Genomic DNA, 26,851 nt, shown 5'->3' on the forward strand with positions numbered 1-26,851 from the left:
AATCAGTCTGATTTCCTCCAGTTTAAGTTGATTACATTTTTAGCAATTTTCACTCCTTCCTCTAAGCCCACATTATTGTCCTGGGGGGTGTGAATTCCCCCATAAAACCTAGAATCCGCAGTTTCTTGGGCCGCTTCCCAAAAGGAGTTGAAAGATCGTACCACAAAATCCGTATCCCTAACTTCGTCCCGTTCCCTCCCTTCATGGGCCCTGTCCGTAATCTGGACTTCCTTTCCAAACTCGTGTTCCAACACTGTGGCCATTGCACCAGCATTGATGGCATGACCCGATGGAAAAGCTGGAAAAGGAGGATCAGGCCAAAAGGACTCCCATTCTTGATCAATAAACTTGGGAATAAAGGTGTTCGGCCGTTCAGAGAAAAAGCGATACTTCCATTCCCAACAGTTGATAAAGGCATCTGCCACGGCAATGCTTGTTTTGGCATAAGCTTCCGTTGCCTCAATCATACTGGGAAGCTTCTTCTCTACGGCCAAGGTTACATAATAATAGGAATGACCTGGGGGTGTAAATGACACATCTGGATCATCTCCCCACCAAATGGCCGCTTCTTTCTCTTCTTGGGTGAGTGCCAAATCCTTTTTATAGACCTCCATAAATTCCTCATAGTAGGGAGAGCCAGGTATGGTGTCATACGGAATCATATAAGGTAGCTCCAGTGCTGAATTTTCCTTTAAAAACCTTCGGTTTTCACCCCAATGCGGATGCAAGGGATAATGACTGAAAGATTGTGCAAACAACGGAGGTTTCCAAGAACCTGGTCGCTCTGGGTGAACCATTTCCTTATCAAAATTATAAAGATACCCTCTGTGCCCTCCGTCAGATTTTGACCATTCGAAAATGGCATTTGCTACTTCCTTTCCGTAAGAAACAGATCGTTCCACAATTTCCGAATCGTTGATCTTATCCGAATAACTCTGGTATATATCATGTTCCAACAAATCTATACGGGCTTTGTTCTCATCTGAAGTTTGCAGATAAATCTGTCGTAAAATTTGAGCCTGTCCTGCATTCAGGGACAATTCCCAGCTGTAGATTTTATCATTTTCGGGTTGTGGAAGTTGATCCAAACCGTTGAGCTGACCTTGCAACGAATTATTGTTTTCAAAACCATGCACCACGGACTCATACATGGTCAGTCCAATGTAACCAAACCCACGGGAAGCAAAAGTTGGAGAATTTGCTGGAGTAAACTGGGTAATATACGTAGCCATTTTAGCCCATTCCAGGACTACGTCCTGTTCTGTGTAATCTCTAGGTTTGCTACAGGAATTTATGAAGACTGCACCGGCAATAATCCAGCATAATTTTCTAATCTCTTTTTTCATGTACACATTTAATTAGCCCCAAATTGATAGGCCTCCAGGGATTGACCCTGAATTCCCACAAGCAATAGGTCATCCAAAATCACGGCACTTTCCACAACTCCATCTATGCGCAATCCAGACGTGGTCTGTTCCGTATATGAAAAGTTTTCATTCCCATCTCCCAAGCATAGTGTTCCATAGTTGGCATCAAATTTTCCCTATCGTAATTTATAACGATGATTGTTGCCTAATAACAGAAGGTCTATGTGACCGTCCTGATTAAAATCCTGGGATACAATCTCGTTCACAGGAGAAAATTGAGCTTGTCCAGGAAGCCTCATTTCCTTGAATGTTCCATTTGCTGTTCCCATAAACAACATTGTTTCCATGTGATTCACGGAGAGCTTTTCAACTTTGGAAGTAATTTCGTTGTCAAAAATTTCAAATAAGTCGGCATCCGCATAGCTGCTATAGCTATTGAATTTGGGTCTTAAATGGGTCAATTGCCCCAACAGTTCATCCCTGGTTACATAAGGATAGCTTTTTCCTTGAATGTAAAAACAGAATATGGGGTCTACTGCGCCATTTTGGTCAAAATCGTCATAATAAAGTTCCAAAGGTTCCGTGGAGGAGGCTTGAAACTGCGTATTTGTTCCCATGTTTCCGGCAACAATGTCCAGCTTTCCATCTTTGTCCAAATCTTCAATATGCACCGTGTTCCACCATCCCTGATACGAACTCCCGAAAAATTGGGATGTTGATTCAGCCAGCTTACCCTTTTCTATAGAAAAGACAGTAATGGGCATCCATTCACCAACTACAACCAGTTCTTGTTTTCCGTTGGCATTCAAATCTGCCCAAGCAGCATCTGTAACCATTCCCAATTCGGAAACCTCAGGTGCCAGTTGTGCGGTCTCATCTTTAAAACTGCCCTTCCCATCATTCATCAGAATAAAACTTTCAGGGGTTTCAGGATATCGACCGGGAACCACCCTACCTCCCACAAACAAATCGGGGTATCCATCTCCGTTAACATCATGGGATGCTATGCAGCCTGTGCTAACCTGCATTACAGGGAGTGCATCTACTCTTCTCGAGAAATTACCTTTTCCATCACCTAAATACAGGCGATCTTGCAAAAGTTCGTCCCCAGCATTCAAATGGTGATAACCTCCGCTGGCTACATAAAGGTCAAGGTTGCCATCGGCATTGACATCCAAAAAAGATGCTGCGGAATCGTGAAATTCCTTGTCCACATTAAAATCTGGAATATTCAGTCTTTGAAATCCACTATTGGCATCTTGCACAAATAGTGCACCTGATTGGTTTTGGGCTCCCCCAATAAAAATATCTTCCCTACCATCATTGTTCACATCCCCTTTGCTTAGACATGGGCCGTTATGAGAAAACTCTTCGAGCAATAGTGATTGTCGTTTAAAATCATTGATCTGCACTTGTTGGTGGGCATAATCAATTGGCGAGGAAACTTCTTTAAAGAGTTGCCCTGAACTTTGAGCAATTTTATCAACTGAAGGAACCGCATTGGTCTCTTCGAGCTCTAGCACTTGATTGGACGAAACCTGGGTCAACGTCTGTACTTTACCACTGCTCCATATTATTTTTAGAGAATCCACGGAAGTCAAGTCGCCTAAACCAAAATGCATCACATCTGAAACAGACGATAGATAGCCCCTGGTGGTCATTTGTTCCTGAATTTGGATTCCGTTCTGGGAATACAAGCTTACTTTTGCGCCCAAGCCCCGCAAATTTCCTGGCTTCCCTTTTAACTTTACTTGAAGGTAATTGTATTTTTCATCGGACTCATTTTGATAAATAAACGCAGGCTTGTTGATATTGTTCACGATCAAATCCAAGTCGCCATCATTGTCCAAATCGGCATAAGCTGCACCATTACTGTTGGACACCTGATCCAATCCCAGGGTTTGGGTTTTATTTTCAAATTCCAGTCCGCCTTTGTTGATGAACATATAGTTCAACAAATCGGTTGAGGGCATTTGTTTGATAATTTCCAATACATCCTCCCTGACCAATCTACCTTTGGACTGGACATAGTCTTCCATATAATTAATGAAATCCAAGTTGGTATAGTCCCTAAAATAGCCGTTGGTTACGTACAGGTCCTTCCAGCCATCATTATCAAAATCCGCCAAAAGTGCGGCCCAACTCCAGTCGGTATTGGAAACTCCAGCAAGCTGTCCTATCTCACTGTAAGTGCCATTTCCGTTGTTGCGCTGCAACATATTACGCATGTATTGGTAGTGGAAACCGCTGCGTAAGTTTAAATCAAATTTTTCATAATTCTCAGGAGAAAGTAGCAGTTTTTGTCTGCGGTTATCCTCTGGTAGCATATCCAAGGTATAGATATCCATCCACCCATCGTTATCAATATCCGCAATGTTATTTCCCATGGAAAAATGGCTGGTATGGCCCATGCTGGTTTTCAGCTGGTCTGTAAAAGTACCGTTGCCATTATTTATATAGAGATAGTCTGGGATGGTATAATCATTGGAAACGTAAAAATCTTCCCAACCGTCATTGTTGACATCACTAATACATAATCCCAACCCGTAGCTCAAGGCCGAACCGCTTATGCCAGAATTTGGGGTTACGTCTTGAAAAAAGCCATTGGTTTGTTTGAACAGTCGAAGGCCGCGATGCGGGTCATCAATTTTTAATTGGTTCTTGGTACTGGTCTCATTCAATACGGGTAAGGATTTTGGGTTATGATTGAGCATCAAGACGTCCAAATCCCCATCATGGTCATAGTCAAAAAAATGGGCTTGATTGCTAAATCCGGGAGTATCCAATCCGTATTGCTTGGCACTTTCCTCAAAAATGGGAATTCCATTTTCATTGTTCCCTTTATTGATGAACAACTGATTCCTTCTTTTCTCATCAGGTAAGGCGCCCGAGTAGCAAAGGTAAATATCCAACTTACCATCACTATTGATGTCCACGGAGCTTACCCCTGTTTTCCAAGGTCCTTTTCTTCCAGAAGTCCCGGAAGCCAGGGTAACATCCTCAAACTGCATATCCCCCCTATTTAGGTACAGTTGATTGTCGCCCAAATTGGCTGAAAAATAGATGTCGATATTCCCATCCCCATTATAATCGCCTACCGCCACCCCTCCACCGTTATAGAGATATTCATACATCAAAACATTGATGTTCAGATTCTCTTGCAGCCGATTTTCAAAATGGATATTGGTCTGCTCAGGGGACAGTAGGGTAAATAACCTCTCCTCAGCTTGGAGCTCTTTGGAATTTGCCGGTTCATTGGATTCTTGTTTGCATCCAAAAAGTAACAGCAGGCAAAGCGCCCAAGCCGAAGTAATATTTCTGAGGTTATGTATCATATCTGGAATGGAAAAAATCCATCCTAATGAAAGGACGGATTTTCCACTAACTCAAACGAAATTAACTAATAAACCTAAACTTAATATTCAAATTAGTATCCGGGGTTTTGTTCCAACAATTCGTTACGATTGATTTCATCCCTACTGATTACCCTGTAATACATTTTGTCATCCCAAATACGGGTTTCATTGTCTGTATTATCAATGGGTACGTATAGATAATCGTATACATCCTTGTCATGTCTGTACGGTATGTGTGCTGTTTGACCACCTTTGAGGGTTGCCGATGTCTGCATTACCTTGATTCCCCTACCAATGGTCTCTGCAGGAATCATCCAGCGTCTTGCATCAAAATATCTGTGCTCCTCATAGGCCAACTCAATCCGTCTTTCATTTCTATAGCGGTCTCTGAGAGCATCTCCTGTATCAGCAATGGCAGGCATTCCAACTCTGTATCGGATTCGGTTCAGCCAAGTAATTGCTTCAGCTTCGTCTCCAGTTTCAATACAGGCCTCCACGTAATTCAGGGCAACTTCCGTGTACCTTATGAACGGCCATGGCACTACCTGTGCATTGGATCGGTTATCTACCAATCCTGGATCTGGATCAATGAACTTTCTTACATAATATCCGGTTCTACTTCCATTCCAATCCTCAATTGGGGACTGTCTGGTATCCACACCAGGAATTGTTCCTCCAGAGCCATCATCATAGGAACCTGTCTGGATTTGATCTACTGGATCTATACTTACAACGTCAGATGGGCGAGGTTTCCAATCGGCTCCATCGTAAAGTACCGTTGCGTAGAAACGCGGGTCCCTATTGGCAAATGGGTCTGCTGCATGAGTTGGATTGTTCCAATCAAACTGGGAACCATCCATCATTTCGTAGTCATCCACCAATTGTTGAATTGGGGTATTTCCTGCCCAGTTGTGATAACCGTTAGGCCCGTTGTTTACCCCAACATTGATTCCACCCAGTGGCCAATCATTTTCTTCGGTATACAAACCTGTATGGGTTCGCTCCCAAATCAATTCTACAGCCGCGGCGGCATCGCCCACGCTACTTCCACCTCCCATGGAAAGGGAAACATAGTTGGCCTCACCTTCTTCGGCAGATACTGGTGCATTTAAATCCAATTTATATCCTGATGACATATCCAAAACAGCTTTTGCCGCAGTTTTGGCCGCTTGCCAACGAGAAGCTTGATCACCGCCCGTATAGGCTACCAACGCTAGATTGGAAAATGAACTTAGGGTTCCGGAATTCCCGGAAGCTGTTGGGCCATGGTGCAGATCACTAGCCGCATATAACAGTACACGGGCCTTTAAGGCCAAAGCAGCCAATTGACTTGCCCTACCTTTTGTGATTTCCTTCCCAGTCAACATTCCGGCTGCAGCATCCAAATCGCTGATAATAAAATCTACAGTTTCAGCATAGGTATTACGGGCTATGCTAAAATCCTCACCAAGTTCATATGGTCTATCTATAAGTGGTACACCACCAAAGTGTCTTAATAATTGATGGTAGTAATATGCTCTAAGGAAATGGCTTTCACCCATTAATCTTTCCTTGAGGTCTGCATCATCAAAAGTTGCCTCAGGTAATTCCTGCAAGGCAATATTTGCGTTACGAATAGCGCCGTACAATTCCTCCCATGTTGGAAGAACCCTTGTGTTACCCAGGTTAGAAGGTGTGGAGGTTCCCTCCATTAATACATCTATACCCCTACCTGAGTGGGTAAACATAGCTTCATCTGTCAAGGCGGAAAGTCCTTCCTCTTCAAAGCCTGCGTTACCCAGTGCAGAATAAATTCCAAAAACAAAAGCTTGTGATAAAGCGCCATCTCCCCAAGTTGCATCCGAAGACACACTATCCTTGGGCTGTGTGTTCAAAAAGTCATCGTTGCACGAAATAAACAGCGCCGAGGCCATCAAAACAAATGCAACCCATTTTTTCATAATTTTCATAACCAATTTTATTAAAAAGTTAAACTAAATCCTGCGTTGATTACCCTAGATTGTGGATAAGCCCTTCCGTTTCCAGCATTGGATTCGGGGTCGAAAATCTTGTTTTCGGCAAAGGTTGCCAAGTTCAGACCACTCAAGTACACCCTTGCGGCGGATAGCCCAAAAGGTGCAATAACGTCCGTAGGAAAATTGTATCCCACGCTTACGTTCTTAATTCTAAGGTAATCCTTGCTGAATAACAAATAAGAGTTTTGACCAAAGGCTCCACCTGTATAATAGGTATCTCCCCTGCTGGCCAATCTTGGATGTACACTGCTAGGATTGTCTATACTCCATCGGTTGTCATAGCTATGCTTTAAATAGTTACCTATGTCACCGGATTCAGTGAAAATACGCAGGGAAGCTCCTGTTGCTCCCTGTAACAACACTGAAAGATCAAAATTCTTATACTGTGCATTAAAAGTTGCACCAAAGTTAAAGGTTGGGGTATCATTTTCGTCCAAACGAACTTGATCGTCCCCATCAATAACGCCATCATTATTGATATCCTTAAATTTCATGTCACCAGGTCTAAGCTGGGAAGTAACCCCACTGTAGTCCAAGGTATTGGCGGCTATATCGGCCTCATCCAAAAATGCTCCATCAGATTGGAACACAAAGTGGCTTCTAATTGGCTTTCCTTCCATTCTTTGATAGGAAGGTGCCCCTGGAACTTCATCCATAAAATCCACCGTGTTCTTCGCAACCCCACCATTAATTCCGGCATCCCAACTAAATCCGTCAGGGTCTCCACCAAAATAGTTTACTGCAAATTCAAATCCTTTGTTGGTCACTTCACCCGCATTAACAGGTGGTAATCTATCGGCAATACCAGAGGAACCAGGTGTGGAACCGGTTTGCTGAATCAGGATTTGATCCCTTTTGTTCAAGAAATACTCCAATACAAAGGCTATCTTGTTGTCCATGAGCCTACCATCCAAACCAATATTGAAGTTGTTGGCGCGCTCCCAAGTAAAGTTGTTGTTGGCCAATAGCGGCTCCAGTATGGTGGTCTGAACAGCTCCGTTAATCGGATATCTGTTAAAGTCATATATGGAAAGGTATGCATATTCCCTAAGCTCATCATTGGAAATTTGACCATCGCCATCGTCATCAAAAGCAACTTGGTCATTACCCATTTGCCCATAAGAAGCCCTGATTTTCAGGTTGTTGATGAAATCCACATTGAAGAATTCCTCATTGGAAATATTCCAACCTACCAAGAATCCAGGGAAGAATCCAAATCTATCGTTTTCAGGAAAAATGTAGGAACCATCATATCTCCAGATAAATTCCGCCAAGTATTTTTCCTTAAAATTGTATTGTACCCTTCCGTAATAACCTAATCTATTTCTGTTGAAGGCTACACCATCTGCAACCTGTCCATCTTCACCACCTACGGTAAGTTGGTCAATGGCATCAGAAAGGAAATTTAATCGACTACCAAACAGCTCTTCAATATTGATGGTCTCCCTGGTTACACCGGCCAAAGCGCCAATAGTGTGATCTCCAAAGGATTTCTCATAATTTAAAAGCGCGGTAAGGTTCACATTCAATTGGTTCCTGGACCATTGTTGCAATCTGGGATCCGTGAATGAGGAACGTTGAGCTCCATTAAGAATTACCTCGCCCGTATTTACATAGGTATCCCTATCCAAAAAGTAAAGATCCCATGGCGTCTCCCATAATTTTCGCTGGTCAAATCTTTGGTCAACACCGGCCAACAAGGTCAATTTTAAACCATCGATCCATGGGTTGGTAATATCTACAGATCCAGTGAATTGGAGATAATCCCTTTTCTCCCTATCATATCCTGTTTCGTTGGTGGCGATTACCACTGGTTGCTGTCCATTTTCAATATCCGGACCAGGTAAACCTCCAGGCCATACGGCCACATCTGTTGGCTTACCACGCATCAACATTCTAAAAATTGCATCAGAGCTTTCAGTGGGAAGAGATCTATCCTCTTTTCTATATCCCATGCTCATCTTTGCGGTAACATAGTCGTTAATGGTTGCTGTGGTGTTCAATCTAAAGTTATACTGTTGGTATCTGGTACTTGAATTTTCGTAGATACCGTCTTGATCGGAATACCCTAAAGAAGAGAAATATTTCATCTTTTCCGAACCTCCAGAAATGGATAGGTTATGTCTGCTCTGGCTTGTCCAATCCTTAAAAGTTGCATCAAACCAATCACTATCTGGGTAGAGATAAGGGTCTGACTGGTTCAGATAACCTTGCACATCCGCAGGACTGAAGACTGCGTTAACAACCCCTGTTCCCGGATCTATTGGCGTATAGCTTCCGTTGGTACGGATAGCTTGGGACGCTGCAGACCACTCACTGGCAGGTAAGTTGTAAATAGGCAATTCATTTCTTATATCCGCATACTCCACAGCATTTGCCATTTCAGGTACGAAAGTGGGCTGGCTCAAGCCAAAATCGGCCGTATAGGTAATCGTAGGCTTACCTTGCTGTCCTTGCTTGGTAGTTACGATAATTGCACCATTTGCCGCTCTTGCACCATAAATAGCTGCAGAAGCATCTTTTAGTACGGAAATGTTCTCAATATCATTGGGGTTTAAACGTCCAATTCCACCATCTCTATCTGGAATTCCATCAATAACCACCAATGGCTGATTGTTACCCAAAGTATTTGTACCCCTAATGGTGATGTTTGATTCATCGTTACCTGGCTCACCGCTGGTTTGGATGATTACCACCCCAGGCAAACGACCTGCAAGCGAGTTGGAAACACTAATGGCCGGGGAGGATTCCAATACAGCACCCTTTACTGCTGTAACGGCTCCCGTTACTGTGGCCTTCTTTTGTGTACCATATCCCACAACCACCACTTCATCCAACTGCGAAGCATCTTCTTGCATCTGGATTGTAAGGTTGGTCTGGCCATTAACCGGCACTTCCATGGTTCTATACCCCAAATAGCTCACGATCAAAACGGCATCTGGCGCGGCTTCCAAGGTAAACAGGCCATCAAAATCGGTGGCTGTACCATTGTTGGTGTTCTTTACAACAACCGAAGCTCCTGGGACGGCTATGTTTGTAGCCGCATCCACAACGGTTCCCGTAATGGTGTTCTGAAGGTGGTCAATCAAGACCTCATTAATTTTTTCCGGGCTGATACTTGCGCTAACCTTTTGCTCGTTCTCACGTAAAAGGTTCTCGATTTTTTCTTTGATCTCCGGCTGGTTTTTGGGAAAAAGGATGATTTGGTTTCTTACATAACTGTAATCAATCTCAGTTTCCAGAAACAGCACACTCAACGCGTCATCAATAACGGTATTGCTAACACTTAACGACCGTTTTTTATCAACGTTGACGATGCTACTGTTGTAAAAAAAGCTGTAATCGCTCTTTTTCTCAATTTCTTTAAGAATCGTTTTGAGTTTGGCATTTTTCATGTTCAAGGTAATGTTTTGAGCGTAAAGGTCTGATGCCAAGACTTTTACCATACTAAAACATACCAACAGAAAGTAAATCTTCATAATCCGAATAAAGGGGATTGACGAAAAAAAAAGTCTCTTTTTTTTCATAATTTTGAATGGTTTTAGTTACTTAATTAGCTACAATTGGGTAATTAGTCAAAGGGGGTGTTTGCGAGACGCCCTCTTTTTGTTTTTATTCTTTCGGTTTTATTTTTGTTTTTCCAGTACTACATAGTTTTGTTTTAGGGTACACTTTATGGGTGATGATAGTTCAAACAAGCTCAACACCTGATCTATACTGAGATTATCAAACACCCCTTTAAATTTATATTCAAGCAATTCTTCGGAATTGACCAAAAAGGTTACATCATACTCCCGCTCCAAATCCTTGATCACATCCTTTAGAGGGGCCTCGTCATAAATCAATTTGCCATCCTTCCAAGAAATAAGAGGTTCGGTTTGAACCTTGTCAATAATCAAACGGTCATCAGATTTGTTATAGGTTGCCCGTTGCGAAGGGTAGAGCAACACTGTTTTATTATCCTTTCGTTCCACAACCTGAACCTTCCCACTTACCAGGGTGGTCTCTACTTTTTTATCTTCCGGATAGGACTTTACGTTGAAAACAGTTCCCAGAACCTTGATATCCATACCTTCATTGGTATTGACAATAAATGGTTTTTCCTTGTTTTCAGTTACTTCAAAAAAGGCTTCTCCTTTTAGCATCACCTCTCTGGTGTTTCCAGTAAAATTTGCAGGATAGGATAAAACGCTATTGGCATTTACTATTACCTTCGTTCCATCAGACAGCACAACTTCTTCTTTTTCACCAATGGAAGTGGCAATCATTACCATGGCGTTTTCGGTTTCCACGGCTGTGCCCTTGGCAGAGTAGTTAATATAGAATGTAAGACCAAAAAGTAAAACAAGTACGGCAGCATACTTCAGCAGTGCCCTAGTTTTTCTTGGATGAACCGGTTTAACTTCCCCAGTGTCTTCCCGTAAGGACAGAGCGACTTGTTCTGCCTTGGCCTGATGGTATTTTTTTTGAGCTCTCTTGTTTTTAAGTAGCCATTCTATTACTTGCTTCTTTTTGTGAAAACCAAGTCGTTCTTCAATAAGATCGTAAATGTGCTTATTCCTCATTGCAGCGTGTGCCTTTTATATTAATGACGTATAAAAGACCACCTATCCCCTACTTGAGGTTCAATTTTTTTTATTCGAAAGTGAAATGTTCCCTTAATTGGGTCTTTAAAAGCCTGATTGCCTTGGAGATATGGTTCTCAACTGTTTTAGTGGAAATGTTGAGGTCTTTGGCAATTTCTTTGTGTTTCAGGCCTTCTTTTCTGCTTTTGACAAAGACTTGTCTGCATTTTTTTGGGAGCTGGTCAATGGCTTTATCAACTTGCTTGTGCAATTCATCCTCAATTATGGACGAAGCGCTTTCGTTGGAAAGTGCATGGAAGTTCAAAAGATTCTGACGCTGTTCAAGATTGGTCTCTATGGCCAGCACATTCTTTTTGCTTCTCAGAAAGTCGAGGCAAGCATTGCGGGTCATTCGAAACAGGTAGCCCGTTAGGTTGTCTATGCTATGGTTTTCTTCCTGCTTTTTCCACAATTTCACAAAAACATCCTGTACAATTTCCTCTGCATCCTGTTTGGAAGAAATGTATCCTCGGGCGATTAAAAAAAGCTTGTTGAAATATAAATCATGAATGACCTCAAAACTCTCATTACTATCATGAGAGACTGCTACAGGAGTCTGAATGAACAAATTTTCAGAGGCCATTGTTAGAGTTAGTTGAGTCGATTCCAATCCACAATAATTGGAAATCAATAGTAATATTACCCCAATTATTTAAATAATCAAAAGAATAGCCTTATTTTTTGAAGAAATCACAAAATTTTAGAATTGTCTTAAAAATCCAAAACTTACTCTAAAATCTGTGCTGCATGATTTTTGGCCTTTACTTTGTCAATGACCTTGGTAATAATTCCATCTTCATCCAAGACAAAGGTGATGCGGTGTATGCCATCAAAAACACGACCCATGAACTTCTTTGGACCCCAGACTCCAAAGGTTTCAATAACCTCATGGTCTGTATCTGCAAGTAAGGGATAGGGAAAATTAAACTTGTTTCTAAAATTGGTTTGTTTCTTTTCAGAATCCTCGCTAACCCCCAAGATTTCATAACCATTGTCCTGAAGCTCGGCATAATAGTCCCTCAAATTGCAGGCCTCTACCGTACAGGTTGGTGTATTGGCCCTGGGATAAAAAAAGACGGCCAATTTTTTACCTTTGTAATCACTCAATTTAATTGTGTTTCCATCTTGGTCTTTTGCTGAAAATTCTGGTACTTTATCTCCTACTTTTAAAGTATTCATATGTATTTACCTTTAAATCAATTGTTTAATTTATTTTATTCAAAGTTAAACAAAAATGACTAAACTAGAAAAAGTCAATTTTGCCGTCCGCACCTTGGATGAGCTATATCCAACTATTCCCATTCCGCTAGATCACAAAGATCCATATACCCTTCTTATAGCGGTGCTGATGTCCGCACAAAGTACTGATGTAAGAGTCAACCAAATTACACCATTGTTGTTTGCCAAGGCTGACAATCCTTATGATATGGTTAAATTGTCTGTGGATGAAATTAGGGAAATAATTAAACCTGTGGGGCTTTCTCCAATGAAATCCAAAGGTATACATGGATTGTCCCAAATCCTGATTGAAAAGTACAATGGGAAGGTACCTCGGGACATGGCCCTATTGGAGGAATTACCTGCCGTGGGACACAAAACGGCAAGCGTTGTGGTTTCCCAAGCCTTTGGGATTCCTGCGTTTCCAGTGGATACCCACATTCATAGATTAATGTACAGATGGGGGTTTAGCAATGGTAAAAATGTGGTGCAAACGGAACGGGATGCCAAACGGCTTTTTCCTAAAGAAATCTGGAATCGGTTGCATCTGCAGATCATTTGGTACGGAAGGGAGTACTCCCCTGCACGGGGTTGGGACTTGGAAAAAGATATAATTACCAAAACAATAGGAAGAAAATCCGTTCTGGACGAATACCATAAAACCAAAAAGAGCCGCTAATTGCGGCTCTTTTTGCGTTGTCTTTCAATCACTTAGTTCAAAGTAACTTCAAACTTGTGTTTTTTGTAATCAACTACTTTAATTGATTTTGAATAGCTCAATAAGAAATCAATGGTTTCTCGTCTAGCTTTTACCGATTTTACGGTTTCTTGTTCTTCAGAGTAAACGTTTTCCATATTCTAGCATTAATGTTACAATTAGATAACGCCGCTAGAATTGAAATATTGTCGTCTTCGATGGAATGCAGATTAATTCGTTAAAACGATATTGTTTCGTTCCACTATTTTTCTCAGGTTGATCAGTGCATATCGCATCCTACCAAGGGCGGTATTGATGCTTACACCAGTGTTTTCAGAGATTTCCTTAAAACTCATATCCTTATAGATGCGCATCATCAAAACCTCTTTCTGATCTTCAGGCAATTCCTCGATCAAAAGGGTAAGATCACTATCTATCTGATCCTTGATAATTTGTTTTTCAGCATTGAGCTTCTCATCCTTGATGACAGAAAAGATGTTGAAATCATCGCTCCCTTCAAACTTTGGCATCCTTTTGTTCTTTCTAAAGTGGTCTATGATCAGGTTATGGGCAATTCGCATAACCCATGGCAAAAATTTACCTTCCTCACTATAGGAACCTCTTTTAAGGGTCTTGATTACTTTAATGAACGTATCCTGGAAGATGTCCTCTGCAACATCCCTATCCAATACTTTAGAATAAATAAAACTGGAAATTCTTTGGTTATGCCTGTTGATTAAGGTCTCAAGAGCCTTTTCGTTTCCGGCAATGTAATCCTTGACTAATATCGAGTCATCAATCTGTAGTTCCATACAAATTACTTTTTTGGTTATAATCGCCAGCCTTCCTTTTCCTAAGAAGGGCTGAGAGTTATTAGCTTAATTTTAAAAAAGTAATTATTTCTGTATAGGCCTATCAGCGTTTTAATTACATACCAAATATAGAAAAACAGTATGCCCGCGAAAAAACAATGTTGTGATTTGGGCTTTTTCCGATGTTAACTCATGCAATATACGTATTAAGTACCTTGTACCGTATCTTTGGGTCTCAAATTTTAACATATGACAGCGGTTGACCATATAGATCCCAAGAAAAACATCATCATAAAAGGTGCCAAACTCCACAACCTTAAGAATATAGATGTTGTTATTCCCAGAAACAAACTGGTGGTCATCACAGGACTTTCGGGTTCTGGGAAATCCAGTTTGGCCTTTGATACCCTATATGCTGAAGGTCAAAGACGCTATGTGGAAAGCTTGTCATCCTATGCCAGACAATTTTTGGGCAAATTGGACAAACCGAAAGTGGATTATATTAAAGGTATAGCTCCTGCCATTGCCATTGAGCAAAAAGTGAATTCCACCAACCCTAGATCCACAGTTGGTACCACCACCGAAATCTATGACTACCTAAAACTGTTGTTTGCCCGTATCGGCAAGACCATTTCCCCCATTTCTGGTAAAGAGGTCAAGAAAAATACGGTAACCGATGTCATTGATTATATAAAGCCGTTGGCAGAAGGAACCAAGCTATTGTTATTGGCCCCTATAATAATTAAGGAAGATAGGGAACCGCTAAAATCCCTGGAGCTTTTTTCCAAACAAGGTTATGCCCGTATCAAATATCAAGGACAAGTACTTCGGATTGACCAGGTGCCAGAAGATATAGGCCGGGAATTTGATTTAGTTGTAGATCGGGTCATTGTTAAGGATGATGAGGATTTTTACAACCGTTTGGCCAATGCAGTGGACAATGCCTATTTTGAAGGTAAGGGACAATGCGCCGTAGAAAACTTGGAAAGTGGGGAAACCAAGATGTTCAGCAATCAATTTGAGCTGGATGGAATGAAATTCCTTGAACCCAACGTGCATTTGTTCAGTTTCAACAATCCCTATGGTGCATGCCCCAAATGTGAGGGCTATGGGGACGTTATTGGTATTGATGCCGATTTAGTGATTCCCAACACCGCTCTATCGGTTTATGAAAATGCCGTTTTTCCTTGGCGTGGCGAAAGTATGTCTTGGTACAGAGACCAATTGGTCAATTCCGCATACAAATTTGATTTCCCCATTCACAAACCTTGGTTTGAACTTTCCGAAGAACAAAAACAACTGGTGTGGGACGGGAACGAGCATTTTACCGGACTCCATGGTTTTTTCCAAATGCTGGAGGAGAAAAGCTATAAAATCCAGAACAGGGTAATGCTGTCTAGATATCGAGGAAAGACCAAATGTTCTGTTTGTAAGGGCAAAAGACTTCGGAAAGAGGCAGATTATGTAAAAGTTGGCGGGCATTCCATTTCAGATTTGATAGAACAACCCATTAAAAAGCTGGCTCCCTTTTTTGAACAGCTGCAAATATCCAAGCACGACAATAAAATTGCCCAGCGTTTACTAAAAGAAATCACTACGCGTCTGGATTTCTTAAGTAAAGTGGGCTTGAGTTATCTCACCTTAAATCGAAAGTCCAATAGCTTGTCCGGTGGAGAAAGTCAGCGCATCAATTTGGCAACCTCCCTGGGCAGTAGTTTGGTGGGTTCCATGTATATCTTGGACGAGCCCAGTATTGGCCTGCATCCCAAAGACACTGAAAATTTGATAGAAGTCTTGCTATCCCTTCGGGATTTGGGGAATACGGTAATCGTGGTGGAACATGATGAAGATATTATGAAGGCCGCCGACGAGGTTATCGATATTGGCCCCGAAGCGGGAACCTTGGGTGGTGAAGTGGTGGCCACCGGAAGTTTGGACCATATTCTTAAGGCCAATTCCCTCACCGCTGATTATTTAAATGGCACCAAAGAAATTGAAGTGCCAGCTGACCGCAGGAATTCCAAAAATTACATCCAAATTGTTGGAGCAAGGGAAAACAACCTAAAAAACATAGATGTTACCTTTCCTTTAAATATGCTCACGGTGGTCACTGGCGTTTCTGGAAGCGGAAAGAGTACCTTGGTAAAGAAAATCCTATACCCTTCTATATTGAAGGAGGTAGGTGGCTATGGTGAAAAAGCTGGGCAGTTTACCAAAATTGAGGGGAAATATTCACATATCAAACATGTGGAGTTTGTGGACCAAAACCCCATTGGGCGTTCTTCAAGATCCAATCCGGTGACCTATATAAAGGCTTATGATGATATCCGAAGTCTATTCGCCTCCCAAAAGCTGAGCAAGCTGCGAGGCTATCAGGCCAAGCATTTTTCTTTTAATGTGGATGGCGGTCGATGCGAAAAATGCAAGGGCGAAGGTGAGATTACTGTAGAAATGCAATTCATGGCCGATGTGCATTTGGAATGCGATGTGTGCGGTGGCAAACGATTCAAAAAAGAGATTCTGGAAGTCCAGTTTGAAGGAAAGAGCATTCATGATATTCTTAGTCTTACCATTGATGAGGCCATTGACCATTTTAAGGCCTTCAATCAAGATAAAATTGTAGGCAAACTACAGCCATTGCAGGATGTGGGATTGGGCTATGTGACTTTGGGGCAGTCTTCTTCTACCCTATCAGGGGGCGAGGCACAGCGTATTAAACTGGCATCCTTTCTAGTGAAGGGGAATACAAAGGAAAAAGCCTTGTTCATCTTTGATGAACCTACAACGGGACTCCATTTCCACGACATTAAAAAGTTGTTGAAGTCTTTTGATGAACTCATTCGTAAAGGCCATTCTGTTCTGGTGATAGAACATAACATTGAATTGATCAAATGTGCTGATTATATCATTGACCTTGGCCCAGAAGGTGGTGAAAATGGGGGTAACCTTGTTGCAGAAGGCACTCCAGAGGAATTGGCACAAAACAAAGAGTCTGTTACCGCGAAATATTTAAGGGAAAAGGTTTGATTCAAGTATAAAACTCAAGTTCAAGCTCAAGCGCAAATTCAAGACATCCTGATTTTGAATTTTCAATTTTGAATTCTTAATTCGATTTCATTCAACATTTCGAATTCACCATTTAACATTGATTACTGATTACTGATTACTGATTACTGATTACTGATTACTGATAACTGTTCACTGATAACTGATAACTGTTCACTGATAACTGATAACTGACATCTGACATCCAGCATCTAGCTTCCACCATCCTACTCCCAACCTAAAATTGAACATTGACCATTGCTAATTGTTCATTGTTAATTGCTTCCTGTTAACTGATAACTGTCGACCGTTAACTTACGAAAGAAGCAGTACTCAAGACCCAAGACATCTGGATTTTGAATTATCAATTTTGAATTTTGAATCCAATTCCATTTAGCATTTAGAATTTAGCATTTAGCATTGATCACTGATAACTGTTCACTGATAACTGTTCACTGACATCTGACATCCAACTCCTAGCCTCCAGCATCCTTCTCTCAATCAAATCCATTGCTAAAATAACCCCATCCGTCAATTCAAAAGGGCCATCCATCAATTTAGCCCCAATTTCAAGCATAGCCCATTCTACTTTTAGGTTGCGGATTAAAATATCCCAAATCCATTGATGAATCACTTGAAATATGCTTATGAAAAAAATTACTTTTTTGATTTTAATCTTGGTTTTTAACCTTACATACGGTTCAACCTCAACCAAACTTACCAATTCAATTGATACAATAGTTATCGAAATAACTGATAATGAGCTGGAGATAAATAATGACGGAAACCTCTTTTATTGCGATAAAAAATATGCTGCCCCAACAAAATTGATATTTCCCAATCTCAAGTCTATAACAAACCTCAATTTTTGCTACACATCAAATTTGGTAAGTATAGAGTTCCCGAATTTGGAAAAAATTGAAGGTGAACTGGCAATTTATAATAATGAAGATTTGATTGAGCCAATTTTTCCGAAACTGGCAATGACAGGTGACTATGTTGTAATGTCAGAAAACCCTCTTCTATCAGATGTTAAACTTCCTGAATTGTATTATATAGGAGCTCTCTTTGCATTTACGGATAATCCAAAATTGAAACATGTTGAGACACCTAAATTAAAAACAGTGTGCGAAAGGATTTCATTCCTTTTAAATCCGTCGTTGGTGGAAATTGACCTTCCCTCACTTACTAATATTGGACATTGCGGTACCAACGAAGAACATGGAGGGGGATTTGAATTTTCCAGCAATGAGCTATTAAGTAAGATCAATGCACCCCTTTTAGAAACAGCGGGAGATTTAAACCTTTATAACAACCCAAAATTGGAATCTATCGAAACTTCAAATCTGGTGGCTATAGAAACGGTTATTCATATACATAACAATGTGAATCTTAAAGAACTTAAACTCCAAAAGCTAAAATCGGTTGGTATCGACCTACACATATCCTCCAATGATTCGCTCAAAACAATTGACTTAAGAAATCTTGTCGAAGTAGGCATTTCATTCATTATCCATGCAAACCCGCTACTAGAATATTTAAACCTTTGCAGCTACGAACCTCCCATAATACAGTATGATGAAAACAACATCCCAATTCCAAGTTTTCCAGAATTCCACCTTTCTAATAACCCAGCAGTAGATCACCCCCCATTCTGCCCAGACCAAAAGGCCGAAGAAGAAGAGGATTCCGATGACGACATCCGAGAGGAAGAAGAAGAAGAAGAAGAACCTGTTCGAGTCTCTGTCCACCCCAACCCTGCAGAAGACATTGTTCTGATAGATTCAGAAATAGCATTTGATAAAGTTGAAATCTACGACCTATCAGGTAATCTGATCAAATCCTTTAGACCCAATGAATCAGGGTATGATGTAAGCGACGTTGCTGCTGGAATGTATGTTATGATCATTTACCACAAAGACTCCATCTATGGCACCATTAAAAAACTGGTCATAAGATAGCACCTTTAACAGCTCCTTCCTGCAATCCTGAGCGATTGCGAAGGAGCTTGGAAGGTGGGTTTTCCAGCATTGGAAAACTCGGAAGGGTGAAAACTCCATAACCCCTCAACCATTAAAGTTCATTACCATGTCCCAATCTATATCAAAAACCAGGTTTATTTTAGGTCTTATGGGTATTTTGACCCTTAGCCTGGTAGGTTTTAAAAACATAAAAACCTTGGAACCCTACAAAGGCGATTTATATGTGCCAAGTATTGGCGTTGTATTACAAGGCAAGACTTTCGATTTTTTTGGAGACGAAGAAGGCTGCGAATATGTTGGGTATCAAGTATACGTTCGGAATACAAGTGACAATGGGGAAGTTTTTGAAGATATAATCATAACCAATTCCGCTGACCCACTATTTACTGTGGATATGGGTTCTCTCAAAGGAGATGACAACCTCAATGGTTTCCTGGATCCAGGTGAGACATGGGAATATTTGGCATATAGACCAATTGATGAATCACTTTTCCCTTTGGGACAGATCCACTCACAGGTAACCGCTAGTGCCAATATAGTGGGACAGCCGCTACAAGTGTACACAGATGATTCCCATCCAAGCAGTTTTGCCGATGGCTCCGAAAATCAAACTGTGATACCCATTCCATGTATTTCTGGTGTAAATGTAATAACTACCGAACACAAAACTATGGACACTGGCGGTCAGGAAGGTGGGTGCGCTGCTATTGAATACACCATTGAAGTGACCCATGATGGTAACCCCGCTGATTCTTTTAGCATTCATTGGCTTAGGGATGAAAATGGTAATACTATTTCCAACTTGGTCAGTGGGGATGAAGGCATCTCAAGTGTATTGGAACCTGGTGAAACCTGGGTCTATAAAGTAACCCGTCCCATTACACATGACCAGATTATTGCCGGACAAGCAGAGGCCCAATTTCATTTTCAAATCGAACTAAATGGTTCTAGCCCTACGGTATGGGCTATGGACTTATCAGATCATACAAGTCCAGATGAAGATCGTCCAACAGTGACGGACCTTTCCCATTGTGTTCCAAAAATTGCACTTATTAAAGAGGCAGCACTCAATGCCAATTGCACCGAAATTGATTACACGTTCATCGTAACCAATGAGGGAGTCAAAGACCTGACCAATGTATTGGTTTCAGACAAGAACAATCCCGCTATGGTTATCACTGGCCCTAGTGGTGATACTGGAAATGATGGTGTCCTGGCCTTGGACGAGGTCTGGCAATACACTGCAACTTATGTCATTCCGGAAACCGAGCTGGAAAACGAAGAGATAACAAATATAGCATCTGTTCAGGGCGATGTAGTTGAATTTCCAACATTGACCATTGCAGATGAATCGCATCCAACAGAAAAAACATTGGATGGTCCCACGATAACAGACCTGACCAGTTGTGCGCCGGGAATTGGCATCACCAAGACAGGAGCTATCGATACCGATTGCCTGAACATCGACTATACCTTTGTCATTACCAATCAAGGCAACAAGGCTCTTGAAAATGTAGTGGTTGCAGAAATTGATATTCCAGGCCTCATAATCAACGGACCCAACGGAGACCTTGACCTTGATGGGGAATTGGATTTGGTCGAGGTATGGACGTATACCGCAACCTATGCCATACAACAAAGCGACCTTAATACCGGATCTGTATCAAATTCAGCTCAAGTAGATGCCAACGTAGCGGGCAATCCGGCTCAGACCGTGACCGACCTGTCCCACCCTGATGATGTGGCGCTAAACGCGCCAACGGTGATCGATATATCCTCTTGTGTTCCCGGCATATCCATCATCAAAACTGGAGCCGTGGATACCAATTGTACTAGTATTGAATACACTTTTGAAGTCACAAACATGGGGAGTCTCAATCTAGAAAATATCGTGGTAACCGACAACGATATCCCTGGACTGGTAATTAACGGACCAAGCGGCGACGATGACATGAACGGACAATTGAATGGTACCGAAACATGGAGCTATACGGCTACCTATATTTTACAACAGAACGACCTTAACAATGGACAAGTACAGAACCAGGCTCAGGTGGAAGCCAATGTAGTGGGCAATCCGGCTCAGACGGTGACCGACCAGTCCCACCCTGATGATGTGGGGCTAAACGCACCAACGGTGACCGATGTCTCCGCATGCGTCCCTAACATCTCCATCCTGAAGACGGGCACAGTGAGCGCCGACTGCCTCACCATCGGTTACGCCTTTACCGTGGCCAACCAGGGCAACCAGGACCTGGAGGCCGTGGCGGTGACCGATATTGACAATATGGGCCTTGTGATCAACGGGCCAACGGACGATGTCGGGCTCGATGGGATACTCAGCGTGGGAGAGTCTTGGAGCTATAACGCCACCTACGCCATACAGCAGGGCGATTTCAACGCAGGGTCCGTCTCCAACACCGCACAGGTGGATGCGCACGTGCTGGGGCTTCCGGCAGTGACGATCTCCGATCAGTCGCACCCTGATGACCCGACATTGGATGCCCCCACCATAACCGATGTCTCCCCTTGCGTGCCCAACATCTCAATCCTGAAGACGGGCACCGTGAGCGCTGACTGCCTGAGCATCGACTACAGCTTTACCGTTGCCAATCAGGGCAACCTAGATCTCACCGTGGACGAGGTCAAGGACAACGACCTTCCCGCGCTCGTGATCAACGGGCCAACGGACGACGTCGGACTTGACGGGATACTCAGCGTAGGCGAATCATGGAGCTATAACGCGACCTATGCCATCCAGCAGACGGACTTTGATGATGGGGAGGTACAGAACCAAGCGGAGGTCAACGCACATGTGGTGGGACAGCCCGCCCTCACCGTCACGGACCTATCCGATGACGACAGTGTTTTTGAGAACGACAAGACCATAACCAATCTTTCCGGATGTATCCCCAACATCTCCCTCATAAAGACGGGAACTGTCAGCGCCGACTGCCTCAGCATAGGTTATAACTTTACGGTGGAGAACCAGGGCAACCAGCCATTGGACAACGTTGTGGTTTCCGACCCGCTGTTGACCGTGCCCGCACTCCCGGATTCGGGGGACATCGACAACGACGGCCTGCTCGACCCGAACGAGACATGGATCTTTACGGCCAACTACCCAATCACCGCCACCGATCTCAACAACGGACAGGTACAGAACCAGGCACAGGTGGACGCCAATGTGGCGGGAGACGCACTGACAGTCTCCGATGATTCACACCCAACGGACACCTCGATGGACGGCCCCACCGTAACGGATATCTCATCCTGTGTTCCCAAAATAAGCCTTGTTAAAGAATCAATTATTGGAAGTTGCGCCCAAATTGGATACTTTTTTACCGTAAGGAACGAAAGTACTTCCCATACTTTTTCGAACATTCTGATACAAGATCTCAATTTGCCATTGACCATCGTGGGTCCAACTGAAGATGCCAATAATGATAATTTGCTTTCTCCAAATGAGACTTGGCTATTTACCTCAACATATGTTATTCAGCAATCTGACTTTGACAACGGTTCAATTACAAATACCGCAAGTGTAAATGCCAACGTACTAGGTTTTCAAGACTTTACCATCACTGATTTCTCACACCCTTCCGATACCACATTGGACGCACCGACCATAACAGATTTTTCAGTATGCCAAGATCCAAAAATTGGACTAATCAAAGAGGCCACCCTCGAAGATTTGGACCAAGATGGCTGCAACGAGAGTGTTTTTTATCGCTTTACAGTGGCAAACACAGGAAATGTTTCCCTAAGTAATCTGGTGTTGGAAGATCAACTCTTGTTCAATGGCACGGTTGCAGGTCCGATAAACGGGAGCGATGATGGCAATGACGGCATACTATCCCCAAATGAAACCTGGATCTATGAAGCCTATTATGGCATCACAGACCAGGACTTGGCCAATGGAGATGTGGTCAACCAAGCCACGGTAACTGGGTGGACCCAGAATAATGATCAGGTAACCGATGTTTCGGATGACAACAGCTTTGATGAAGATGATGCCACCTTAATTTTGGTGGGGGGATCTTGTGAGGTTGCGGCGCCAGGAATTGGATTGATCAAATTGGGATATCTGAGCGATACAGATGAAGATGAATGCCCAGAAGCCATTGATTATACCTTTTATGTATCCAATCGTGGTGGTGAACCACTTGCAAATGTGACCCTTTCGGATTCTTTTCTAGGCACAGGAACAAACATATCCATGGTTTCCGGGGATTCCAACTCCAATGGCCTTTTAGATCTTGGGGAAGAATGGGAATATTCAGCGTCTTACACCTTGACCAGTGCAGATATTGAAGCAGGAAAAGTGGAAAATCAAGCTGAAGTTACCGCTCTGTCCACAATCACTCAGCAAACGGTGATGGACCTATCCGATAACAACTCTTATGAAGAAAATGACCCAACCAGTACCGAAGTCATTGATGCTTGTGATCCTGAAGGGCCTGACCCCAACCCGATCAATGAGAACTTCGAAATCTATACCGGAATTACACCCAATGGGGATGGTATCAATGATTTTTTCAGAATAAATGGTATAGAGAACTATCCGGATAATGTTTTAAAAATATTCAACAGATGGGGTGTTTTGGTGTACGAAGCAGAGGGCTATGGTATTGGCAATAAGCTATTCTCAGGTATTTCGGAAGGTCGCGCAACAGTTTCACAACAAGAAACACTTCCAAGCGGCACTTATTTCTATACACTGAAATTTGAGAACCTCAATCCAGGACAAGAAACTTACTCGGGCTATCTATACATCAATCGTGATTAAAATTGATAATGAATCGCATCAAAATATCTCCCTTCACACGTATACAATTCAAAAGTCTCATATGCTTTATGTATATGAGTTTGGGCATGTTTCCTGTTGCGAATGCACAACAAGACCCACAATACACCCAATATATGTACAACACCCAAGTAGTGAATCCTGCTTACGCAGGCTCTAGTGAAACACTGAGTATTGGCATATTGGGCCGATCACAATGGGTTAGTTTGGAAGGTGCTCCAAGAACAGGAACCCTTACCGTAAATCTACCAGTGGGTTTATACGACAATATGGGGATCGGCATGTCTTTGGTCCATGATCAGATTGGCCCGGCAACAGAATCCAATTTAGTTTTGGACCTGGCCTATGCCTTGTACCTGTCCAGGAATGTACTTAGCAAGTTATCCTTTGGCATCAAAGCTGGCATGGATTATTTGGATGTCAACTATGAAAAACTCAATATCCAAGAACCCAATGATCCGTATTTTCAAACTGGGATTGATGGAAAACTTCAACCACAAGTTGGTGCTGGCATATATTACAACTCAGACCGATTTTACCTTGGGCTTTCTGTTCCCAATTTCCTAAACAACGAACATTTTGACAAAAACTCCCTCGAAAATCCAAATTTGGAGGGCGTTGCGGTTGAACGTCTGCATTATTTCTTGATTTCCGGATATGTTTTTGACCTCAATCCCAACCTTAAATTTAAACCCGCGACCTTATTAAAACTGGTAAGCGGTTCTCCTCTACAATGGGATATGTCGGCCAATTTTATGCTCAATAACAAGTTTGTTCTTGGAGCTTCGTATCGTTGGAACGCCTCCTTAAGCGGTCTTTTGGGATTCCAAATTTCGGATGCTGTTTTTGCAGGTGTTGGCTATGATTATCAATCCACAGATTTAAAAGATTACAGCAATGGTTCTTATGAAGCTTTTGTGCGTTTTGACATTTTTAATCGTGCTGAGCGGATTGTTGCACCACGATTTTTTTAACCCCGAGTCTTATGCAAACCCCAAAACTGATTCTATTTCTTTTGGTTTCTATAGCGGTTGGCCATATACATGGTCAGAAGAGCGTCATTAAAAAGGCCAATGAAGAATTTGACACCTACGATTATATTGACGCCCGTGAAATCTATCTCAAAGTAGTGGCCAACGGATATGAATCGGCCCAAATACTGAAGAAACTGGGAGACACCTATTATTTCAACAGTGAATACACTGAGGCCGTTAAATGGTACCAGCAATTGTTGAACAAATATCCCGAGGATATGGAGCCCATTTACTACCACAGAACCGCCCAAAGTTTAAAAAGTACAGGGGATTATCATGGCTCAAAAACAATAATGGGAACCTATGCCGGTATGTCGGCCTCCTCAAGATTGGCCTCTATTTTTATGGATAACTATCCTTCATTGGATAGTCTGGCCAAATTTCTATCAAAAGAATATGAGGTTTTAAACATTACCAAATCTATGACCAGTTCAGACTTTGGTCCAGCTTTTTATCAAGATAAATTGGTGTACGCCTCCTCTTCTTCCAAGACTGAGGGCAACAAAATTCATAAATGGTCCGGTCTCCCCTATTTGGATTTGTATCAAGCAGAGTTGGATGAAGACGGGAAATTGCTTAATCCACAACCCTTGAAAGGTGAAATAAACACACCGTACCATGAATCAACAGCGGCGTTTACCAAAGACGGAAACACGGTTTATTTCACCCGGAACAACTACATAGATGGCAAAAAAAGACACAGTAAAGAAAGATTGGTAAGTTTAAAAATCTACAAAGCTACCAAGGACAAGAATGGAAGCTGGATCAATGTACGTGAACTACCGTTCAATAGCGATTCCCATTCCGTTGCCCATCCGGCTCTTAGTCCGGATGAAAAGCGATTGTACTTTTCTTCGGACATGAATGGTACCCTTGGATTATCGGATTTATGGTATGTTGATATCCTTGGGGATTTCTCTTATGGACAGCCAGTTAACTTAGGTCCATCCATTAACACGGAGGCAAGGGAGACTTTTCCTTTCATCAGCACTAACAACAATCTATATTTCTCCAGCGATGGCCATCTGGGACTTGGTGGTCTGGACATTTTTACAATCTCCTTGAACCAGGATTCCAGCGCACAAGTGATGAATCTAAAACGGCCAATAAATACCGCGATGGATGATTTTGGGTTTATTATGGATGAAGAAAAACAAGTGGGGTACTTGTCCTCAAATCGGGATGGAAAACCAGGTAGTGTCTCAGATGATATTTATAGGGTTTGGGAATCTTGTGGTGAAATTACCATAGAAGGCTCGGTTAGCGATACTACAACCAAAAAGCCAATTTATGGAGCGGTGGTTACCCTGCTGGACGAAAGTAATAAGCCAAAAGAACAAACCAAAACTGGCTCCAACGGCAAATATATTTTTGAGCATCTATTGGATTGTGGCAAACAATATACCGTACGGGTAGAACATGAAAACTTGGATTATGAACCTACTGAAAAAGTAATTACCGTTCCCCGTGGCTCTGGAAATTTACAGGTGGACATACAGCTCTTACTTCCAGATTGTGCAGTGAATGACTTAGGATGCAGGCTTAAACTCCAACCTATTTATTTTGATTATGGTGCCCATATAATCAGAAAGGATGCCGAAGTGGAACTGGCCAAAATCCTGCATGCCCTTAAAACCTATCCCAATTTACGCATTCATATAGAATCCCATACAGATTCAAGGTCCAGTGATACGTTTAACATGAAATTGTCTCAACGAAGGGCAAATGCTACCATGCAATGGCTGGTTCTTAATGGAGTAGATGCTAACCGCCTAACTGCCAAAGGTTATGGTGAAACCCAACTGCTTAATCATTGCACCAATGAAGTGGAATGCCCAGAATCCGATCATCAGCTTAACCGAAGGTCGGTCTTCGTAATTCTGGAATAATAAT

At 42.2% G+C, this 26,851-nt stretch carries 17 protein-coding genes; 6 read left to right on the forward strand and 11 right to left on the reverse strand.

Annotated elements, in window-relative coordinates:
• Positions 1–2: 2 nt before the first annotated feature.
• The 8 genes from ACRHOZ_RS06540 to bcp form a co-directional block, all read right to left on the reverse strand.
• Positions 3–1,346 carry a vanadium-dependent haloperoxidase gene (locus ACRHOZ_RS06540; protein WP_431123675.1) on the reverse strand — a complete coding sequence of 448 codons (1,344 nt, stop codon included), beginning with the start codon at positions 1,344–1,346 and terminating at the stop codon, positions 3–5.
• Positions 1,347–1,354: 8 nt separating this feature from the next.
• A complete protein-coding gene (locus tag ACRHOZ_RS06545; protein ID WP_431123677.1) occupies positions 1,355–1,510 on the reverse strand; it encodes a hypothetical protein in 156 nt (51 codons plus the stop codon).
• A gap of 33 nt (positions 1,511–1,543) precedes the next feature.
• Complete coding sequence (locus ACRHOZ_RS06550) at positions 1,544–4,702, reverse strand: VCBS repeat-containing protein (RefSeq protein WP_431123680.1); 3,159 nt, start codon at positions 4,700–4,702, stop codon at positions 1,544–1,546.
• Between the two features lie 92 nt (positions 4,703–4,794).
• Positions 4,795–6,663: a RagB/SusD family nutrient uptake outer membrane protein gene (locus tag ACRHOZ_RS06555; protein WP_431123682.1), complete on the reverse strand. Its 1,869-nt coding sequence runs from the start codon at positions 6,661–6,663 to the stop codon at positions 4,795–4,797.
• A gap of 20 nt (positions 6,664–6,683) precedes the next feature.
• Positions 6,684–10,265 carry a TonB-dependent receptor gene (locus tag ACRHOZ_RS06560; RefSeq protein WP_431123684.1) on the reverse strand — a complete coding sequence of 1,194 codons (3,582 nt, stop codon included), beginning with the start codon at positions 10,263–10,265 and terminating at the stop codon, positions 6,684–6,686.
• Positions 10,266–10,364: 99 nt separating this feature from the next.
• A complete protein-coding gene (locus ACRHOZ_RS06565; RefSeq protein ID WP_431123687.1) occupies positions 10,365–11,303 on the reverse strand; it encodes a FecR family protein in 939 nt (312 codons plus the stop codon).
• Positions 11,304–11,373: 70 nt separating this feature from the next.
• Entirely contained in the window at positions 11,374–11,946 is a 573-nt protein-coding gene (locus ACRHOZ_RS06570) for an RNA polymerase sigma-70 factor (protein WP_431123688.1), read from the reverse strand.
• Positions 11,947–12,089: 143 nt separating this feature from the next.
• Positions 12,090–12,542 (reverse strand): thioredoxin-dependent thiol peroxidase, encoded by a 453-nt coding sequence (gene bcp / locus ACRHOZ_RS06575; protein ID WP_431123690.1) that lies wholly within the window; start codon positions 12,540–12,542, stop codon positions 12,090–12,092.
• A gap of 55 nt (positions 12,543–12,597) precedes the next feature.
• Here bcp and ACRHOZ_RS06580 point away from each other — a divergent pair, with 55 nt between their 5' ends.
• Complete coding sequence (locus ACRHOZ_RS06580; protein ID WP_431123692.1) at positions 12,598–13,260, forward strand: endonuclease III domain-containing protein; 663 nt, start codon at positions 12,598–12,600, stop codon at positions 13,258–13,260.
• Positions 13,261–13,292: 32 nt separating this feature from the next.
• Here ACRHOZ_RS06580 and ACRHOZ_RS06585 read toward each other — a convergent pair whose 3' ends face one another.
• A complete protein-coding gene (locus ACRHOZ_RS06585) occupies positions 13,293–13,436 on the reverse strand; it encodes a hypothetical protein (RefSeq protein WP_431123694.1) in 144 nt (47 codons plus the stop codon).
• Positions 13,437–13,508: 72 nt separating this feature from the next.
• Positions 13,509–14,090, reverse strand: a complete 582-nt coding sequence (locus ACRHOZ_RS06590; protein ID WP_138832656.1) for an RNA polymerase sigma factor — start codon at positions 14,088–14,090, stop codon at positions 13,509–13,511.
• A gap of 249 nt (positions 14,091–14,339) precedes the next feature.
• Here ACRHOZ_RS06590 and uvrA point away from each other — a divergent pair, with 249 nt between their 5' ends.
• Entirely contained in the window at positions 14,340–17,117 is a 2,778-nt protein-coding gene (gene uvrA, locus ACRHOZ_RS06595; RefSeq protein WP_431123696.1) for an excinuclease ABC subunit UvrA, read from the forward strand.
• 442 nt (positions 17,118–17,559) lie between these two features.
• Here the strand turns inward: uvrA and ACRHOZ_RS06600 are convergent, their stop codons facing one another.
• Positions 17,560–17,769, reverse strand: a complete 210-nt coding sequence (locus ACRHOZ_RS06600; RefSeq protein ID WP_431123699.1) for a hypothetical protein — start codon at positions 17,767–17,769, stop codon at positions 17,560–17,562.
• 13 nt (positions 17,770–17,782) lie between these two features.
• Between ACRHOZ_RS06600 and ACRHOZ_RS06605 the strand changes: the two genes are divergently transcribed.
• The 4 genes from ACRHOZ_RS06605 to ACRHOZ_RS06620 all read left to right on the forward strand — a co-directional run bounded on the left by ACRHOZ_RS06605 (position 17,783) and on the right by ACRHOZ_RS06620 (position 26,847).
• On the forward strand, positions 17,783–19,096 hold the full coding sequence (locus ACRHOZ_RS06605; protein ID WP_431123701.1) for a T9SS type A sorting domain-containing protein: 1,314 nt from the start codon (positions 17,783–17,785) through the stop codon (positions 19,094–19,096).
• Between the two features lie 127 nt (positions 19,097–19,223).
• Complete coding sequence (locus tag ACRHOZ_RS06610) at positions 19,224–23,906, forward strand: gliding motility-associated C-terminal domain-containing protein (protein ID WP_431123703.1); 4,683 nt, start codon at positions 19,224–19,226, stop codon at positions 23,904–23,906.
• Positions 23,907–23,914: 8 nt separating this feature from the next.
• Positions 23,915–24,898, forward strand: coding sequence for a PorP/SprF family type IX secretion system membrane protein (locus ACRHOZ_RS06615; RefSeq protein WP_431123705.1), 984 nt, complete (start codon positions 23,915–23,917; stop codon positions 24,896–24,898).
• 11 nt (positions 24,899–24,909) lie between these two features.
• Positions 24,910–26,847, forward strand: coding sequence for an OmpA family protein (locus ACRHOZ_RS06620; protein ID WP_431123706.1), 1,938 nt, complete (start codon positions 24,910–24,912; stop codon positions 26,845–26,847).
• The last annotated feature ends 4 nt before the right edge of the window (positions 26,848–26,851 follow it).

The organism is Flagellimonas flava (assembly GCF_050617915.1).
Classification (GTDB): domain Bacteria; phylum Bacteroidota; class Bacteroidia; order Flavobacteriales; family Flavobacteriaceae; genus Flagellimonas; species Flagellimonas flava_A.

What these genes read in the sequence shown, in the direction of transcription:
- uvrA (WP_431123696.1), top strand. Translation starts at nt 14,340, where the DNA reads ATGACAGCGGTTGACCATATAGATCCCAAGAAAAACATCATCATAAAA.
- ACRHOZ_RS06565 (WP_431123687.1), bottom strand. Translation starts at nt 11,303, where the DNA reads ATGAGGAATAAGCACATTTACGATCTTATTGAAGAACGACTTGGTTTT.
- ACRHOZ_RS06620 (WP_431123706.1), top strand. Translation starts at nt 24,910, where the DNA reads ATGCAAACCCCAAAACTGATTCTATTTCTTTTGGTTTCTATAGCGGTT.
- ACRHOZ_RS06605 (WP_431123701.1), top strand. Translation starts at nt 17,783, where the DNA reads ATGAAAAAAATTACTTTTTTGATTTTAATCTTGGTTTTTAACCTTACA.
- ACRHOZ_RS06610 (WP_431123703.1), top strand. Translation starts at nt 19,224, where the DNA reads ATGTCCCAATCTATATCAAAAACCAGGTTTATTTTAGGTCTTATGGGT.
- ACRHOZ_RS06560 (WP_431123684.1), bottom strand. Translation starts at nt 10,265, where the DNA reads ATGAAAAAAAAGAGACTTTTTTTTTCGTCAATCCCCTTTATTCGGATT.
- ACRHOZ_RS06580 (WP_431123692.1), top strand. Translation starts at nt 12,598, where the DNA reads ATGACTAAACTAGAAAAAGTCAATTTTGCCGTCCGCACCTTGGATGAG.
- ACRHOZ_RS06590 (WP_138832656.1), bottom strand. Translation starts at nt 14,090, where the DNA reads ATGGAACTACAGATTGATGACTCGATATTAGTCAAGGATTACATTGCC.
- ACRHOZ_RS06615 (WP_431123705.1), top strand. Translation starts at nt 23,915, where the DNA reads ATGAATCGCATCAAAATATCTCCCTTCACACGTATACAATTCAAAAGT.
- ACRHOZ_RS06550 (WP_431123680.1), bottom strand. Translation starts at nt 4,702, where the DNA reads ATGATACATAACCTCAGAAATATTACTTCGGCTTGGGCGCTTTGCCTG.
- ACRHOZ_RS06585 (WP_431123694.1), bottom strand. Translation starts at nt 13,436, where the DNA reads ATGGAAAACGTTTACTCTGAAGAACAAGAAACCGTAAAATCGGTAAAA.
- ACRHOZ_RS06570 (WP_431123688.1), bottom strand. Translation starts at nt 11,946, where the DNA reads ATGGCCTCTGAAAATTTGTTCATTCAGACTCCTGTAGCAGTCTCTCAT.
- ACRHOZ_RS06555 (WP_431123682.1), bottom strand. Translation starts at nt 6,663, where the DNA reads ATGAAAAAATGGGTTGCATTTGTTTTGATGGCCTCGGCGCTGTTTATT.
- ACRHOZ_RS06540 (WP_431123675.1), bottom strand. Translation starts at nt 1,346, where the DNA reads ATGAAAAAAGAGATTAGAAAATTATGCTGGATTATTGCCGGTGCAGTC.
- bcp (WP_431123690.1), bottom strand. Translation starts at nt 12,542, where the DNA reads ATGAATACTTTAAAAGTAGGAGATAAAGTACCAGAATTTTCAGCAAAA.